The 15,247-nt window shown below is 66.4% G+C and carries 16 protein-coding genes; 5 read left to right on the forward strand and 11 right to left on the reverse strand.

What is annotated here, in order from left to right; genetic code table 11:
* Nucleotides 1–314: 314 nt before the first annotated feature.
* The 11 genes from BDW41_RS07420 to BDW41_RS07470 form a co-directional block, all read right to left on the reverse strand.
* Complete coding sequence (locus BDW41_RS07420; RefSeq protein WP_074545964.1) at nucleotides 315–2,324, reverse strand: DNA topoisomerase III; 2,010 nt, start codon at nucleotides 2,322–2,324, stop codon at nucleotides 315–317.
* Between the two features lie 250 nt (nucleotides 2,325–2,574).
* Entirely contained in the window at nucleotides 2,575–3,021 is a 447-nt protein-coding gene (locus BDW41_RS07425) for a single-stranded DNA-binding protein (RefSeq protein WP_074545959.1), read from the reverse strand.
* A complete protein-coding gene (locus tag BDW41_RS07430; protein WP_074545955.1) occupies nucleotides 3,018–3,563 on the reverse strand; it encodes a DUF3158 family protein in 546 nt (181 codons plus the stop codon). Before BDW41_RS07430 ends, BDW41_RS07425 begins: the two co-directional genes overlap by 4 nt.
* Nucleotides 3,560–4,354 (reverse strand): PFL_4669 family integrating conjugative element protein, encoded by a 795-nt coding sequence (locus tag BDW41_RS07435; RefSeq protein WP_074545952.1) that lies wholly within the window; start codon nucleotides 4,352–4,354, stop codon nucleotides 3,560–3,562. The genes BDW41_RS07430 and BDW41_RS07435 overlap by 4 nt, the downstream gene beginning before the upstream one ends.
* Nucleotides 4,355–4,497: 143 nt before the next feature.
* Nucleotides 4,498–5,709, reverse strand: a complete 1,212-nt coding sequence (locus BDW41_RS07440) for an STY4528 family pathogenicity island replication protein (protein WP_074545948.1) — start codon at nucleotides 5,707–5,709, stop codon at nucleotides 4,498–4,500.
* A gap of 4 nt (nucleotides 5,710–5,713) precedes the next feature.
* Nucleotides 5,714–6,274, reverse strand: a complete 561-nt coding sequence (locus BDW41_RS07445) for a DUF2857 domain-containing protein (protein ID WP_074545943.1) — start codon at nucleotides 6,272–6,274, stop codon at nucleotides 5,714–5,716.
* 15 nt (nucleotides 6,275–6,289) lie between these two features.
* Nucleotides 6,290–7,930 (reverse strand): ParB family protein, encoded by a 1,641-nt coding sequence (locus BDW41_RS07450; protein ID WP_074545940.1) that lies wholly within the window; start codon nucleotides 7,928–7,930, stop codon nucleotides 6,290–6,292.
* Nucleotides 7,923–8,183: a hypothetical protein gene (locus BDW41_RS07455; RefSeq protein WP_074545937.1), complete on the reverse strand. Its 261-nt coding sequence runs from the start codon at nucleotides 8,181–8,183 to the stop codon at nucleotides 7,923–7,925. The genes BDW41_RS07450 and BDW41_RS07455 overlap by 8 nt, the downstream gene beginning before the upstream one ends.
* On the reverse strand, nucleotides 8,167–9,045 hold the full coding sequence (locus tag BDW41_RS07460; RefSeq protein ID WP_074545933.1) for a ParA family protein: 879 nt from the start codon (nucleotides 9,043–9,045) through the stop codon (nucleotides 8,167–8,169). The genes BDW41_RS07455 and BDW41_RS07460 overlap by 17 nt, the downstream gene beginning before the upstream one ends.
* A gap of 38 nt (nucleotides 9,046–9,083) precedes the next feature.
* The gene (locus BDW41_RS07465; RefSeq protein WP_074545930.1) at nucleotides 9,084–9,302 is read right to left on the reverse strand and encodes an AlpA family transcriptional regulator; all 219 of its coding nucleotides are present in this window, start codon (nucleotides 9,300–9,302) and stop codon (nucleotides 9,084–9,086) included.
* A 119-nt stretch (nucleotides 9,303–9,421) separates the two neighbouring features.
* The gene (locus BDW41_RS07470; RefSeq protein ID WP_074545927.1) at nucleotides 9,422–10,171 is read right to left on the reverse strand and encodes a hypothetical protein; all 750 of its coding nucleotides are present in this window, start codon (nucleotides 10,169–10,171) and stop codon (nucleotides 9,422–9,424) included.
* 806 nt (nucleotides 10,172–10,977) lie between these two features.
* Between BDW41_RS07470 and BDW41_RS07475 the strand changes: the two genes are divergently transcribed.
* The 5 genes from BDW41_RS07475 (at nucleotide 10,978) to BDW41_RS07495 (ending at nucleotide 15,185) form a co-directional block, all read left to right on the forward strand.
* Nucleotides 10,978–11,433: a RimK/LysX family protein gene (locus BDW41_RS07475; protein WP_074545923.1), complete on the forward strand. Its 456-nt coding sequence runs from the start codon at nucleotides 10,978–10,980 to the stop codon at nucleotides 11,431–11,433.
* Nucleotides 11,430–12,347: a 30S ribosomal protein S6--L-glutamate ligase gene (gene rimK / locus BDW41_RS07480; protein WP_074545920.1), complete on the forward strand. Its 918-nt coding sequence runs from the start codon at nucleotides 11,430–11,432 to the stop codon at nucleotides 12,345–12,347. The genes BDW41_RS07475 and rimK overlap by 4 nt, the downstream gene beginning before the upstream one ends.
* A gap of 99 nt (nucleotides 12,348–12,446) precedes the next feature.
* The gene (locus BDW41_RS07485; RefSeq protein WP_074545917.1) at nucleotides 12,447–12,935 is read left to right on the forward strand and encodes a hypothetical protein; all 489 of its coding nucleotides are present in this window, start codon (nucleotides 12,447–12,449) and stop codon (nucleotides 12,933–12,935) included.
* A 296-nt stretch (nucleotides 12,936–13,231) separates the two neighbouring features.
* Nucleotides 13,232–13,918: a response regulator transcription factor gene (locus BDW41_RS07490; RefSeq protein WP_046972192.1), complete on the forward strand. Its 687-nt coding sequence runs from the start codon at nucleotides 13,232–13,234 to the stop codon at nucleotides 13,916–13,918.
* On the forward strand, nucleotides 13,902–15,185 hold the full coding sequence (locus tag BDW41_RS07495) for a HAMP domain-containing sensor histidine kinase (RefSeq protein ID WP_074545914.1): 1,284 nt from the start codon (nucleotides 13,902–13,904) through the stop codon (nucleotides 15,183–15,185). Before BDW41_RS07490 ends, BDW41_RS07495 begins: the two co-directional genes overlap by 17 nt.
* Nucleotides 15,186–15,247: the final 62 nt, after the last annotated feature.

A 15,247-nucleotide genomic window follows, 5' to 3' on the forward strand; every position in this document is an offset into this window, starting at 1 on the left:
GCCGGCGGGCACCGGCACCGAATACCGTGGACCGGAGCGGTCTCCTGACGGCTCGCGCCATGCTCAGGCTCGGGGCCCAAGCACAAGCAAGACGTCAGGGGACCGCTCGCGATCGACGCAAGCACATCGACCATGGCGGGCGCGTGGAGCGCGACCCGCAGAGCAAAGACCTTCCATCCCGCTGCCCGGCATCGGCCGGAGGGGATGTGCGCACCGTTGCAGAAGGGAATGCGCGCTGGGGTGTGTCCCGTGGGCGCGGGACGTTTGCCTCGCCGCCAGTGAAGCGGCCGGCGCGGCAGAGGGAATCGCAGGCGTCAGGGCGTCTTGGCGGTGGACCGCTTGCGCGGCGCACCACGCTTGCCCGGCGAAGACTCGACCGGCAGCGTGCCCTTGCAGTCCGGGTACTTGGAACAGGACCAGAACGCACCGCTCTTGCCGCTGCGCTGGCGCATCGGCGCCGCGCATTGCGGGCAGGCCGGCGACGGCGGCAGCTTCATGGCGAGCGTCGCACCACGGTACTGCTGCACGAGCTGCGTGACCCAGGAGGATTGCTTCTCGATGAACGTGTCCAGCGTCAGCGTGCCGGCTTCGATCATGTCCAGCGCCTGCTCCCACACCGCCGTCGTGCCCGGATCGGCAATGGCCGGCGGCACGGTGTCGATCAGCGTGAAAGCCGCGTCGGAAGCGCGGATGGCACGCCCCTTCTTGACCAGGTAGCCGCGGGCCAGGAGCCCGCCGATGACGTTGGCGCGCGTGGCCTCGGTGCCGATGCCCGTCGTGTCCTTGAGCTTCTGCTTCAGGCGCGGGTCGGTGACCAGCTTGGCGACGCCCTTCATGGCCTTGACCAGTTCGCCCTGCGTGTAGGGCTTGGGCGGCAGCGTCTTCAACGCCTTCAGGTCCACCGCGCCGACTTGGCAGGCCAGGCCGGCCTGCAATGCGGGCAGCACCTGGCTGCGCTGTGCGTCCTCGCCGTCACCATCGGGTTCCGGCTCTGCCAGCACCTGGCGCCAGCCGGCAGCGACGATCTGCTTGCCAACGGCCGCCAGCGATTGCCCGCCGCATGCGAGCTGCGCCACCGTCCGGTCGAACTCGTGATGCGGGAGGAACTGCGCCAGGTAATGCGCGCGGATCAGGCGGTAGACGTCCAGCTCTTTCTCGTTCATCGCGGAGAGGTTGGCGGGCTCCAGCGTCGGGATGATGCCGTGGTGCGCCGTCACCTTGCCGTCGTTCCAGGCGCGCGAGCGCTGGCTGCGGTCCAGGCGGTCGATGAGCGGGCGCAGGCTGGGATCGGTGGCGAGCACCGCATTGAGCACGGCCGGCACCTCGGCCAGCATGCTCTCCGGCAGGTAGCCCGAGTCGGAGCGAGGATAGGTCGTGGCCTTGTGGGTCTCGTACAGGGCCTGGGCGATGTCCAGGGATTCCTGCACATCCAGTCCCAACTGCTTGGAACAGACTTCTTGCAGCGTGCCCAGGTCGAACGGCAGCGGCGGGCCTTCGCGCATGCGCTCTGTCTCCACCGACAGCACCTGCGCCTGGCCGGCACTGCGGATGCGCTCGGCGGCCTGCTGCGCCACCGGCTGCTGCAAGCAGCGGCCGGCGTCGTCCGTGCATCCAGGCGGCGGCGTCCAGCTCGCCATGAAGCGCTGGCCCGCATGCGACAGGACCACCTCGACGGCCCAGAACGGCACGGACACGAAGCGCGCGATCTCGCGGTCGCGCTCGACTACCAGGCGCAGCGTCGGCGTCTGCACGCGCCCGACAGACAGCACGCCGCGGTAGCCGGCTTGCCGCCCGAGCACGGTGAACAGCCGGCTCAAGTTCATGCCGATCAGCCAGTCAGCCCGGCTGCGCGCCAGGGCCGAGTAGTACAGCGGCAGCGTCTCGCCAGAAGGCTTCAGCGCGCCCAGCGCCTTGCGAATGCTCGCGTCATTGAGCGCCGACAGCCACAGCCGCTGGATCGGCCCGCGGTAGCCGCACAGCTCCACGATCTCGCGGGCGATCATCTCGCCTTCGCGGTCGGCGTCGGTGGCGATCACCAGTTCGCTCGCCTTGGCGAGCAGCTGCTGCACGGTCTTGAACTGCGCAGCGGTCTTGGGCTTGACCTCGACGCGCCAGCGCTCGGGAAGAATGGGAAGCTGGTCGATGGACCAGCGCTTGAACTGCTCGCCGTAGGCTTCTGGCGGCGCTGCTTCGATCAGGTGTCCGATGCACCAGGTCACGACGGTGCCGGAGCCGCTGTAGCAGCCATTGCCTCGTTGGCTGGCGCCCAGCACGCGGGCGATGTCCTTGCCTTGGGACGGCTTCTCGCACAGGAACACGCGCATGAAGCCTCCTCTGGAATGTGCGGTTCATCGAATGGCCCCAGCTTGGCGGGGCCGGCAGATGCCGGCAGCAAGAAAGCCGATTGGCGCAGCCCCCGCTTTGTCCACAAGTCGTCGGCGGCTGGCGCAGCGGGAGGCTCGTATCGGGAGAGCGACTGGAACTCGGTGGACGACCTTGGCGCTATCCCCTGGGGATAGCTCGCTGGTGCATGGCGGGCGTCTGAGGGTTGCTACAGCCGCCCCCTTGCGGGAATCAGGCCTTGGCCTTGGTTTCCTTCGGCGGCTTTGTCCCCTTGGCCTCCTTGGGCGGCGGTACGGTCGCCTCGGAGTCCAGCGTCCGCGCGCTGAGGGTCACGGCCTGGATGCGGTACGGCAGGATACCGACGCGCCGTGCTTCGATCTTGAAGGTCGTGCGCTCGTTGTCGTCGGCGTCCTCCCACTCGTCCTTGATCGTCCGGCCCTCGACCAGCACGCGCATGCCCTTCTGGTACAGCGTCTTCCAGTGGTCGGCCTCGCGGTGCCACAGTTCGACCGGCGCCCAGAAGCCGCCGCGATCCTCGAAGCCATCCTTGGTGGGAATGGGGTTGTCGAAGTAGACGTTCAGCCGCAGCAACCGGCGCGGCTCGTCGTTGCCGTTCGGAAACTCGCGGTAGTCCGGCGCAGAACCGATGTTGCCCTCGCCGACGAAGTGCGTGCTCATGGTGACTCCTTGGTGGTGGGTGAAGTGGTGGTGGACGCGGCACGTCCCTGGACCCGCCGCAGGTAGACCGCCTCGGCTGCGGCCATCTTGTTGGCGCAGTCCACGGCTTGGCGGGCAAGGGTGTGGGCGAGGCTGATCTGCATGTTCAGCACGATGCGCTGCAGCTCGATCGCGTACAGGTCGTCGATCAGCGAGGCCGGCGTCGTCGGGCGCGCAAGCAGCGATTCCCACAGCGCCACACCCATGCTGGAACGGTCGAGGTTGCGCCAGCGCAGAAAGGTCGTGCCTGCGCCAGTGGCCTGCTGGGCCAGTTGCACGTCCAGCCGGCTGAAGGGAAAGGCGCGCGCCTGCGGGAGGATGCGCTGCTGCGCCAGCGCGATCACGTCGTCGCGTAGCGCGGTGCATTGGCTGGCCCAGGTCTCCAGACTCCCCTTACCTTTAAAGGGCTTCAAAAGGCCTTTTAGGTAGGCCGCGTGTTCCAGCCGCTGGAAGTCTGCCTGTTCCAAAGGCGCGAAGCGCAGCGATGACGTGGATGCGGTCATTCAGTGGCGTCCTCGCCGCGAGCACTATCGGCTGCGCCATCCTTCGATGCCGTGTCGGTGCTGGTGTCGGCGTCGGCGTTGGTGTGAGCGGCCGGCGTGCCGGCGCGGTTGCCCCGCCGCGCGATCGGTGGCGCAAAGCGCGAGCGGCGCGTGCCTTCGAGCACGTCCTGCGGCAGCTCGCCGAACTTCTCCAACGCCGTGCGCGCTACCGCGTTTTTGGAAGCAAAGTCGTCGCGCGTCGCACCGGAATAGCGGTACTGCTGTGCCAGCGAGAAAAGGGAGCGCAGCGCATGCGCGCCATCGTTGAGCCAGCGCTCCAGTGTGCTGCGGTCGATCAGCGCCGTGTGGTGGGCCAGGATCAGCCGCCGCGCCAAGTCGTCGTAGTCGGCCAGCAGGTAGACCGCCATGAACCCGAGCTGGGCGTTCACGAACAGCGGCAGCTTCACCGGCTGCACGTTCATGTTCTCGCCCAGCGACAGCGCCGCGGGCACGTCCGCGAGGGCCTGGTCCACCTGCTCGCGCAGTCCCTTCAACGCGGCCTTCGTCTGCTCCAGCTTGTCCTCGATGCGCATCATCCACCAGTCGCTGTACGGGTCGTCCTGCTCGGAGCCCCGTTTCATCTTGTTCATGACGCTGATGTAGGCGTTCAAGCCGATGATGCCGGGGCGTCCTTCGGCCGGCGCGCGGCCATGCCAGATGCGGGAAGCGTGGTGGGTGTGCAGCGTCAGCGACATCGTGCTGCGCAGCGACCCGAGATTGAGTTGCAGCGGTTCAGAGCGTTCGGTGGCCATGGGTGACGACTCGCGGTAAGGGAACGAGCCGTCAGCATTCGCATTGGCTGGAAGGGCGTCAGTCAACAAACCGCATCCACGTTGCGCCCGGTTTGCAATGCTGGAAGGCTGTCTGTGCCGGCTATCCCCAGGGGATAGCTCGCTCACGGCCGCCGCAGGCTCGACCGAATCTTGTCCAGGTAGGCGCGCGCCACTGCGGGATCGGCCGGCCGCGATTCGGCTGGTGATGGCGCTGGTGATGGCGGCGGTGTCGCGGCCTGCGCCGCGCCTCTTTCGCCGGCCCACGCCTTGAACTCGCCGCGGATCGCCTTCTGGATGATGCCGAACAGGTAGCCGGCCGGGTTGCGGACCGCGCTGTTGCGGCAGCGCGCGTCCCATTCGCCCAGCACTGCCTGCCGCTGCGACTCGTCCACCTGCTGCAAGGCGACCAACGCGCCGCTCTGCTGCTCGTCCTTCAAGGCCAGGAAGCGCTGGGGCAGGCGCAAGCTGTCTTCCAAGCCTCGTGCGCGCGGTACTGTACGTACTTCACTATGACTTTGAATACGTACTGTACGGTCCTGCTTCGGATTCCGAAGAGAGCCGTCTGGCGCGGGTTTCAGCCCTGCTTCGGAATCCGAAGACGGCGCATCGGCATTCCGAAGAAGGGCCGGCGAGCCTTCTTCGGATTCGTGATCCACAGCCTCTTGTGGATAACTCCCCGCCGCGCACTCGCCCGTCGCCATGCGCTGTGCCAGCACCTGCAAGCGCGTCGGCAGCGTGCGGCCGCTGAGCATCGGGTCTTCGGCGATTTCCTTGAGCGTCTGCACGCCGACGATCTGCACCGCCTTCGCCGCGTGCGTGAGCGCCTGGTTGACGAGGCCCAAGTAGTCGGGGTCGAGCTGCATCGCTTCAAACGGCGTGAGCGGCTCGTCGTGCAGCACGTAGAGGTTGCCGAGAATGCGGCCGGTCTTGGGGTCGCGGCGCCGCCGCACCAGCGATAGCCAGCGCGTAAGTCGCAGCAGCGTCAGTGCCCGCGCCACGGTCTCGTGCGAGGCCTGCGCGGCGCAGGGCATCGACGCCAAGTACGGCCGGAGCTGGTCGTAGGTCGGGAAGGCCGTCACGCCATCGTCGTTGAGCTGCAGGCGGAACACCTGCCAGGCGTTGCGCTCCAGCGGCGTCAGGCGCCGGTCCAGGAACAGCCGGCGCGGCACGCTCTCATGCCGGTTGCCGCTGTAGAGAAAGGCGTCAGCCTGTGGAGCAGCGCCTCTGGCCGGTGCCGCCGGTCCAGGGGCCGGGGCCAGTTTCTGGAGCGCATCGTCGAACAGGGCCGACAGCGCCACCGGACCCTCGCGCCGTGGTGCGCTGTCCGTCGTCATGGCCTTACACCAGCCCCTGGTCGATCCAGTTCCGTATCGCCGCCCAGATGACCGACATGGGCAGGCTCATGGTCTCGGCCAGGTCCATGCTCAACGTGAGCATCGCCACCTCGTCGTGCAGCGCGATGTCGCGCTGCGCGACGGCGGCCTTCCAGTGCTCCCATAAGGCCACGTCCTGCGCTTCGTCCAGCACGGGGTGGCGGCCCTTGCGTTTGGGCAGGCCCAGGATGTCCCGGCGCAGCGCCACCTCCTGGTGCGTCAGGCCGAAGAACTTGCTGACCATCTCCGTGCTCGCGCCCAGACGCAGCATGCGGTCCACCGTGGCGATCTCCTGCTCGACGTCGTGCACCTGACTCAGCAGCCGCTTGAGCACTTCGCGGTTCACCGACACCGAGCACCACGACACAGTGGCATTGACCAGGACGGAGACGAGGGCCGGATGCTTCAGCGCGTCCAGTTCTTCCTCGCCGAACCCCATGAGCTTGCAGCGTCGCAATTGCCCGTTGCGCAGGTCGTGCAGCGCCTGCGCGATCACGGCCTGGTTGAGCGGGTGCGGTGCCGACATGGTGGGCTGCTCCGCTCAGGCGCCGTGATCCGATGCGCCGGCCGGCGCATCGGTTTCCAGATCCAGCAGCCGGCGCGCGAGGCGCAGCAACCGGAACAACTTGACCAGCCCCGCATCGCTTAGGCGCGCGGACGTGCTGCCGTGGCCGTGCAGCAGTGGCCCCAGGTCGTCGGCCAGCCGTGTGCGATCCAGCCCGGTGGCCGGCAAAGACGCTGCGCTCAGCGCATGCAGCAGGGTCAGCACGGCCTGCGCGAACGCCGGCAGGCTGCGCCCCTCGCTGCCAACCACGCAGACGAAGCCGATGCCGCTGTCGCGCGGCTCGACCTGATCGGCCACCGCAGCCTCGTCGGCGATTTCGCGGGCGAACTGCGCGATGTGCACGCGCAGGCGATCCGGCGCGTCCAGGCCGGGCTCGATGAACCACACATCCGAAATCGGGTACAGCCCGCCCGCCTGCACCGGCACCGCTTGAAGGACGTTGGCCGCGAAGTCGGGCAGCTTGTCGCCCATCTGGTCGGCGACCATGCGCTGGATGGATTGCAGCCGGTCGGTCGTCGGCGCGGGCGACACGATGTGCGCCTGCAGGCGTTCGTCATCCTTCTCTTCGCGCGGCGCCGTAGCTTGGGGCAGAGACGGCGTGGCAGCGGGCGTGACCGCAATGCTGGCCGGCGACGCTGGCATCTGCGGTCTCGGTGCAGCAGTCACAGCGGGCGGCGCCGACATCGCTAATGCAGGCGGGCTCACCGGCGCCGGCTCGCTGGTCAATGCCCGCTGCCGGCTCTCGCTGTCGTCGATCTCCAAGGACAGCGTGTCGTAGTCCACCGCCAGCAGCTCGGCCATCTGGCCCACCAGTTCGTCCTGCACGCGCTGCGGCGCGAAGTCGTCCGGCTGGGCGTCGAACTGCGACAGCACGTCCTGGAACAGCGAAGCGAAGTCCATCGACACGTCGCGCGACGAGCCCCGCCGCTCCCAGGTGCGCTCGCAGGCCTTGCGCAGCACGGCCAGCCGCTCCACCTGGTGCCGGCCCAGGCCGCCATAGAGCAGCGTGGGGATCGCCGGCAGCAGGTAGCGCACGGCATCACCCATCCTGCTGATGTGCGACTGCTGCACCGGGAAGCCATCGGCCGCCAGGCGCCGCGCGAGTTCCGACTGCGACAGCGCCTGCCCGGTCTCCTGCTCGTAGAACTCGCGTGCCTTCTCGACGCCCAGGGCGCGTTCGATGAAGGTCAGGCCGCCGCGCAGTTCGTTCTCGGCCAGGTGGCCGGTGAGCAGGACCAGCTCGCCACGCTCGGGCCACGGGCGGAACAGGCAAGCGATGCGGAAGAAGCGTTCTTCCTTGGTCTCGGCCCACAGCTCTCGCAATATCGCCAGCCGCGTGTTGCCGCCGTTGCGGATGATGTAGTGCGGCTCGCCCGGCCGCCGTGTGATCGCGGGCGGCGCGTCCAAGCCGCGTTCGCGAATGGAGGCCTTGATGTCTTCATAGACCGGGTTGCGCGTCACGCGCGGGTCGTGGTCGTAGGGGCGCAGTTGATCCAGCGTGACGACCATCGGCGTGTCGGCGATCGGGTCGGTCAGCGCGGCAGCCGTTGGCCCGCTGCGCTCGAAGCCCGAGGCCAGCAGCTTGGCGGCCATGTCCTGCGGCGTGAGGTCAGCCATGGCCGTCCTCCGGTGTGGATGCGGACGCGGCGGCCTGCGCTTCTCGGCCGGCGCGCCGAAGCTGTGCGCGGGCGTTGAGCCCGGCGCGGTGATCGCTTGTCGTGGAGCTGGTGTAGATCGCCGCGCAGCCTGTCTTGGTGAACTTGAGGTGGCCGCCCGGCGTGCGCTTGACGTGCCAGCCTTCACCCAGCGCAAACTCGATGAGCGCGCGCAGCCGCTTGTGCCCGCGGGCGAGGTCATGGGCGCTCGCCATGGCTTGCGCTCCCTGCTGTGGCTTGCGCATCGGGCCGGCCGGTCACGAGTGCGAAGCGTTCCTGCCACTGCGGGAACAGCTCGCTGGCCAGCGTGCGCATGGTCTGCAACGCGGTCGGCGCGACGCGGCCCGCCGGCTGGCGGAACTCCACGCGATGCACCGGCAAGCCTCTCGTCGCCGCACGCGGGTAGGCCTCGATCGCCGGCACGTCGGTATCGAGCACGCGCACGCCGGCATGGTCCTGGAACACCTGCCGCAGCGTCTGCTGGATCAGCCGGGCGTTCGACGACACCGGGGGCAGCCGGTTGATGAGCAGGTACAGCGGCGGCGGCTCGATGCCGAGATGCCGGTACGGTGCGATGTCCTCGATCAACTGCAAGGTGCCGCGCCGCAGCTCCCGCGCCGCCAGGATCTCCGGCGTCACTGGCGACAGCGCCAGGTCCGAGGCCAGCACCGCCATCTCCAACATGACGGAGCGCGCGCCCTGCGTGTCGATCAGCACCAGGTCGTACAGCGGCGCCAGCGCCGGCAGCAGGTGGCGCAGCCGGAGGCGCCCGTCCGGCGCATGCAGCAGCAACGTGTTCAGCTCGCCGCGGTCGTCGTTCGACAGCACCAGGTCCAGGCCGGCGACGGCCGTGCGCGACACCAGTTGCTCGATGCGCCGCTCCGCGAACGCCAGCATCTCGTAGATGCCGGCCGGCGCGCGCAGCGCCAGCGTGAAGTAGCTCGACAGCGTGGGCTGCACGTCCAGGTCCAGCAGCAGCACGCGCAGCCCTGCGTCGGCCGCGAAGCCGCCCAGGTTGGCCGCGGTCGTGGTCTTGCCCACGCCGCCCTTGGTCGAAATGATGCTCACCACCTTCATGGCGCTCTCCTCGTTGGTTGACATGGACGAGAAGAGGCTCAGGCGCGCTCTTTAAGGCGCTCAGCGATCCACTGTTCGATTTCCACCGAATCCCAGCCCACGGCGCGCACGCCCAGGCGCAATGCCTTCGGGAACCGGCCTTCTTTCATCAAGCTGTAGATGTGGGCCCGCTTGAAGCCGGTTTTCGCCTCTACTTCGGCACGTCGCAAGATGCGATGCTCAGGCTGTGCCGTAGGGACGGTTGTCTGCGAAGACATGGTGGACACTCCTTGGCGCTTAGCAGCGGTTGCAATGGAAGTTCCACGTATTCAATAGCGTCCGATTCGGGATTGCACTGCAATTGCAGAGGGGCAGCCTGCATCTGCAGTCCGGAGTTCTAAGACGATAGATGGCGCTTGGCGGCCGCAAATTTGGACCACAGCGTTCGCTCGCTCATTCCGGATCGGCCGCCGAAATGCGCAGTGAGTGCGCTGATAACCGCCTCCAGCGTCTCAAACGAGGAATATGGAATTCCGCTCGGCGACTTTCCCAGAAGAAGCGTCAGCAGACCTCCCACGATATTCAGATAGGTGCCTTCGCTTCTGGCGCCGAGATTCAATGTTTGCTTGTCTTCGGTCATGCGCGCTTCGTATGCGGTACTGAGCGCATGGAACTCTGCTTGAAGTGCATCCCACGCCTTGAGACGATCTGCCAGTTGCACCTTCAACGCTTCTCGGTCGGCGAGTAGCGCTTGTACGGCATCGATGCTGATCGCGGGATGAAGGTGCCGCTCGAAGGCATCGAACAGAAAGCCGGGGCGCTGGTCTGGATAGAAACGAATCATCCAGGCCTTCAGGTCGACGTGGCGTACCGTGAGATCCGGGTCATGAAGCACGGACGGGTCATCGCATGTGATACCGCGCCGGCCATAGCGGAGATCGCCGTTGACCAACGCGTCTTGTATCCGATCGGCGTTTAAGCGCAGCAGCGACCAATTTGGAATCTCCGCGCGATCGGGCAGCGCTCCGCCGCTCGTCAGATCGAGGATGCGTCGCTCGAATCGAGACAGGCCGGACCAATGTATGGCTGCCTCAATGGGGTGATATGCGACCTTGGTGCGGGAGCCCGAAGCGCGTGCCTTGTCCATGTGCAAAAACCTCCTCCCCAACCGACGCCAACTCAGGACATTTCTTTTCCTCAAAGGAAGAACGCGCGGCGCTGGAAGCGACGCAGACTTAGGCCGACCGATAGGCTGTAACAGAGGGGGCGACCTGCTCACGCAAATCGACATTCGGTGGTCGCGAATGCGCAACCGATCCGTCGTTGCCCCTCTCCCAATCCGGGCAGCATTTGCTTATGCTGGGAACACAGAGTGCCTGGCCAGCGAGAAAACTGATGGAGAGCAGTTTTTAGGCAGGGACAAGAATTGCGAAAGACGAATTTGATCTGCCTGTTCCGCTGGCCGCAACGAGAGCCGCTCTGACCGTTCGCGTCTGAGCTGAATCACCGCAGGGTTCGGGGGTTGCGTGGGCGGTTTCGCGAGGGCGGTAGGGCGCATAGAGTCGCCTTCAGACCTTCGGCGTCTGCTGTCAGATGAAAAAAACATCTGGGCTTCGAGCGCGCGACAGCTCATCCGCAACAGAACAGCCCCGCTGCGCAGTGCGCGCACGGTGGGCTGCGTGCTCTTGGCCACGGCCTGCCACGCCTTGGCGACACCGCCCGCGCGTGGTAGCTTTCAGTAGATCATCCTGGCCCTCGGTGGACGTGCCACGTGCCTTTCGACGGCAAGTGTGCGAAAATTAGTCCACAAAGTAGTCCACGCACGTGGACGAAACCTGACAAATTCGTTGTAAATCAACGAGTTAGAGGGCGGATTCTGTTCCCTTCACCCGCTCCAATTTGCTCCCGACCCCACCCGAGCTCCTAGACGAATCCCTGCGGCGTGCGCTGATCATGGCGGATGTGACTACCCTCGGCTGGCGGGAGCGGCTGTCATTGCCGATGCTCGGCGTTCCCCTGCTCAAGGCCAAGCTCGATACCGGCGCGCGCAGCAGTTCGCTGCACGTGGACACGCTGGAAAGTTTCGAGCGCGCGGGCGATACCTGGCTGCGTTTTTCCGTCACCGTCGGCGGCCGCCATCGCGTGGCGGTCACCTGCGAAACCCTGGCACTCGATCGTCGCGCCGTCACCGACACGGGCGGGCGGCGCACGGTGCGCTGGTTCATCCGCACCGACGTGGTGCTCGCCGGCGAGCGTTTCGCGGTCGACATCAATCTGACCGACAGGCGGCATATGCTGTTTCCCATGCTGCTCGGACGCAGCGCATTGCACGGGCGGTTCGTGGTGGATCCCGCGCTTTCCTATACACAGCCCCGGCTCGTCAGGGCGGGCACAACGGGTGTTTCATGAAGATCGCCATTCTTTCGCGCAACACCCGGCTGTATTCGACCCAGCGACTGGTCGACGTGGCCCGCGAGCGCGGTCACGTGGTGCGCGTGCTCGACCCGCTGCGCTGCTACGTGCGCATCGCGCCGGGCAACATGTCCATCCGTTACAAGGGCAAGGCGGTCAAGGGCATCGACGCGGTGATCCCGCGCATCGGCGTCACCAGCACCTTCTACGGCACGGCGGTGCTGCGGCAGCTGGAAATGATGGGGGTGTACACGCCCAATTCCTCCGATGCCGTGCTCAGCGCGCGCGACAAGCTGCGTTCGCTGCAGATCCTGGCGGCCAAGGGGCTGGACATGCCGGCGACGGTGTTCGGCGACAATCCGGACGACACCGCCGACGTGCTGGCGATGCTGGGAGAGCCGCCGCACGTCATCAAGCTCAACGAGGGCAGCCAGGGCACGGGCGTGGTGCTGGCGGAAAAACGCAGCGCCTCGCAGAGCGTCATCGAGGCCTTCCGCGGGCTTTACGCCAACTTCCTCGTGCAGGAGTTCATCGCGGAGGCCAAGGGCACCGACCTGCGTTGCTTCGTGGTCGGCAAGAAAGTGGTCGCGGCCATGCAGCGCGAAGCCGTGCCGGGCGAATTCCGCGCCAACATCCATCGCGGCGCCACGGCCCAGGCGGCGACGCTCAGTGCCGAGGAACGCCGCATCGCCGTGCAGGCAGCGGCGGCGCTGGGCCTGGGCGTGGCCGGCGTGGACATGCTGCGCTCCAAGCGCGGGCCGCTCATCCTCGAGGTCAACGCATCGCCCGGGCTGGAAGGCATCGAGGCGTCCACCGGCGTGGACGTGGCCGGGGCGATCATTCAGTTTCTTGAGGCGGAAGCGGGCACGTCCGTGCAGGTGCCGACACGGCGCCGCTCCCAGCGCGCTTAGGCCCTTTGGCACTTTGACCGCCGCTTCCGGCGGGCTCTACCATCGGAAGTTCCTGCAGGGCGCGTCCCGAGGGGGGATGCCGCAGGGTGGAGGAACTCAATGAAGCGCAAGTACTGGCTGCCGGTCTCGGTGGCGATGATGCTCGTGTTGCAGGTGGCGTCGGTTCACGCAAAGGAAACCAAGCCTGACGTCAAGGCCAATACCAAGGACGAATTCGCCGCGGTAGCCGATCGCGTCCGTCAGCAGATGGCTCCCGGCGGGCGGTTCGAATCCGTGAAGAAGGGCGACCAGGAGACGGTCAACCGCGACCTGGGCTCCATGCAGTCGCTTTACGACAAGTTCGGCACGGTCGACGCGATGGATCAGGCGTCCAAGGTGCAGCTCTACAACAACCAGTCCGAGGTCAATGCGATCCTCACGCACAACGACGCGGATCGTGAAGTGTGTGAGCAGATTAAGCCGATGGGGTCGAACATCCCCAAGACGGTGTGCAAGACCCAGCGGCAGATCAACGAAGAGAACAGCCAGTCGCAGCAGCTGAAGCAGGACATAATGAATGTCGGCCGGCAGCAGCCCGTAGGCAAGTGAGCACAGTTAACGCCGGCGTGAGTACCGGTTAACTGTCATGTAACCGGACCAGACCTATAAAGTCCGCACTGCAATTTGTCTGGCACTTCCGCAAGGTATGGTGACAGCAGATTTCGGTATCGGGGCAGTAGCTTGGGCCCAGGCGAGCGACCACGAGTCGACCAGCCTGGGCTTTTTTCTTGCCTGGCCCCCAGACCTGTTCAGGTTCCTGCCTGCCCGGGCCCCCTTTCGGCGACGCAAGCTTGTTAAGCTTGTGGCCTCGGCCGGCCCTGTTGCCGGCTGCGTATGGAGGACGCATGCGCGTACTGGTGATCGAAGACAACAGCGATATCGCCACCAACATCGGCGATTATCTGGAAGACCGCGGCCATGTGGTCGATTTCGCGGGGGACGGCGTCACGGGCCTGCATCTGGCCGTGGTGCACGATTTCGATGTGATCGTGCTTGACCTGACCCTGCCGGGCATGGATGGCCTCGACGTGGCCCGCAAGCTGCGCCATGAGGCGCACAAGCAGACGCCCATCCTCATGCTCACCGCGCGCGATGCGCTGGAACAGAAGCTCACCGGCTTCGAGTCGGGCGCCGACGATTACATGACCAAGCCATTCGCCCTGCAGGAGCTGGCCGCGCGCCTGGAGGTGCTGGCTCGCCGCGGCAAGGGCCCGCAGAGCCGCGTGCTCAAGGTCGGCGACCTCACCTACAACCTCGACACGCTCACGGTGACCCGCGAAGGCAAGTCGATCCAGCTCAACCCGATTGGCCTGAAATTGCTGCAGGCCCTGATGGAAGCCAGCCCGTCGGTGGTGACCCGCCAGGACCTGGAACAGCGCGTGTGGGGCGAGGAGCTGCCCGACAGCGATTCGCTGCGCGTGCACATCCATGGCCTGCGCGCAGCCATCGACAAGCCCTTCGACAAGCCGCTGATCCACACGCGGCACGGCATTGGATACCGGATGGTCGAACCGGATGCAGTCCAGGCGTAAGCTCAGGTTTCGCCTGGTCGTTTCCTTCGCGCTGTTCGGCTTCGGCCTCAGCGCGTTGTTTGCATTTGCGGCGCTCAACATCCGCAGCAGAGTGGAAGACCAACTGGTCAACTCCAGCCTGATGGACGATGCCCGCTGGGCGAACCAGCAGGCGCAGCAGCATCCGGGGACGCCCGCCGGCTCCCGCCTGTTGACCGGCAGCATGTACAGCGACCGCACTATTTATCGTGCGCCTTTGTCGTGGCAGAACCTCGGCAACGGCGTTCACGATATCTACGAGGGCGACCAGGACGGGCAGCGGCATCACTACAAGCTGGCCGTCTTCCGGGAGAACGGCATCATCAGCTTCCTGCGCTACGACGTGTCGCGCGAGGAGCTTGGCAAGCAGCAATTGCTGTTCAGTGTGATCGGTGCGGTATTCCTGTTCGGCCTGCTTTCGCTCGTGCTGGGCTTCTGGCTCTCGCGCAAGGTGCTCAAGCCGGTGAGCGAGCTGGCGCGCCGCCTGCGCGATTTTCGCAAGAACGGCAAGGCCGAGTTGCTGGCGCCGCATTTCGCCGACGACGAAGTGGGCGAACTGGCCTTCGCGCTCGACGAGTACTCGCAGCGGCTTACCGCGATGGTGGAGCGCGACCGCGAGTTCAACTCCGACGTGAGCCACGAGCTGCGCACGCCGCTGGCCGTGATCTCCAGCACCACCGAGCTGCTGCAGGGTTCCCCCGACCTGACCGACAAACTGCGCGAGCGCCTCAAGCGCATCGAGCGCGCATCCCGCCAGGCCACCGAGCTGGTCGAGGCGCTGCTGCTGTTGTCGCGCGCCGAACGCCGCGGCCCGACGCGTGGCGAAACCACCGAAGTGGCGAAGGTCGCCGCGGACGTCATCGAAAGCCAGCGTCCGCAGATGCGCGACAAGCCGCTGGAAGTGGAGCTGATCGTCAAGCAGCCGGTGAGCGTGAATGCGCCGGCGTCGGTGCTCTCCGTCGCGCTGACCAACCTGATCGGCAACGCGATCAAGTACACCCTGGAAGGGCGTGTCACCGTGGAAGTGAGTGGCGACCGCATCGAAGTGATCGATACCGGTCCGGGTATCAAGGCCGAGGATGCCGAGCGGCTGTTTCAGCGCGGCGTGCGCGGCGAAGGTGCGGGCGGCAGCGGCGCGGGCCTGGGCCTGGCGATCGTGCGCCGCTTGTGCGACCTCTACGGCTGGGATGTTTCGATGCGCCCGCGCACCGGCGTCAACGGCGCCATCGCCAGCATCGTGTTCAAGTAAACCGGCGCCTGCCGGTCGTTCCCGCTTTCGCGGAAACGACCGGCAAAAAACCTGATTTCCCC

This window comes from Dyella sp. AtDHG13, assembly GCF_003201105.1.
Lineage (GTDB): Bacteria > Pseudomonadota > Gammaproteobacteria > Xanthomonadales > Rhodanobacteraceae > Dyella > Dyella jiangningensis_B.

Excerpts from the sequence above, each read along its gene's own strand:
- BDW41_RS07475 (WP_074545923.1), top strand. The coding sequence starts at position 10,978 with ATGGCGGATGTGACTACCCTCGGCTGGCGGGAGCGGCTGTCATTGCCG.
- BDW41_RS07425 (WP_074545959.1), bottom strand. The coding sequence starts at position 3,021 with ATGAGCACGCACTTCGTCGGCGAGGGCAACATCGGTTCTGCGCCGGAC.
- BDW41_RS07490 (WP_046972192.1), top strand. The coding sequence starts at position 13,232 with ATGCGCGTACTGGTGATCGAAGACAACAGCGATATCGCCACCAACATC.
- BDW41_RS07465 (WP_074545930.1), bottom strand. The coding sequence starts at position 9,302 with ATGTCTTCGCAGACAACCGTCCCTACGGCACAGCCTGAGCATCGCATC.
- BDW41_RS07470 (WP_074545927.1), bottom strand. The coding sequence starts at position 10,171 with ATGGACAAGGCACGCGCTTCGGGCTCCCGCACCAAGGTCGCATATCAC.
- BDW41_RS07445 (WP_074545943.1), bottom strand. The coding sequence starts at position 6,274 with ATGTCGGCACCGCACCCGCTCAACCAGGCCGTGATCGCGCAGGCGCTG.
- BDW41_RS07430 (WP_074545955.1), bottom strand. The coding sequence starts at position 3,563 with ATGACCGCATCCACGTCATCGCTGCGCTTCGCGCCTTTGGAACAGGCA.
- BDW41_RS07485 (WP_074545917.1), top strand. The coding sequence starts at position 12,447 with ATGAAGCGCAAGTACTGGCTGCCGGTCTCGGTGGCGATGATGCTCGTG.
- BDW41_RS07455 (WP_074545937.1), bottom strand. The coding sequence starts at position 8,183 with ATGGCGAGCGCCCATGACCTCGCCCGCGGGCACAAGCGGCTGCGCGCG.
- BDW41_RS07435 (WP_074545952.1), bottom strand. The coding sequence starts at position 4,354 with ATGGCCACCGAACGCTCTGAACCGCTGCAACTCAATCTCGGGTCGCTG.
- rimK (WP_074545920.1), top strand. The coding sequence starts at position 11,430 with ATGAAGATCGCCATTCTTTCGCGCAACACCCGGCTGTATTCGACCCAG.
- BDW41_RS07420 (WP_074545964.1), bottom strand. The coding sequence starts at position 2,324 with ATGCGCGTGTTCCTGTGCGAGAAGCCGTCCCAAGGCAAGGACATCGCC.
- BDW41_RS07460 (WP_074545933.1), bottom strand. The coding sequence starts at position 9,045 with ATGAAGGTGGTGAGCATCATTTCGACCAAGGGCGGCGTGGGCAAGACC.
- BDW41_RS07450 (WP_074545940.1), bottom strand. The coding sequence starts at position 7,930 with ATGGCTGACCTCACGCCGCAGGACATGGCCGCCAAGCTGCTGGCCTCG.
- BDW41_RS07440 (WP_074545948.1), bottom strand. The coding sequence starts at position 5,709 with ATGACGACGGACAGCGCACCACGGCGCGAGGGTCCGGTGGCGCTGTCG.
- BDW41_RS07495 (WP_074545914.1), top strand. The coding sequence starts at position 13,902 with ATGCAGTCCAGGCGTAAGCTCAGGTTTCGCCTGGTCGTTTCCTTCGCG.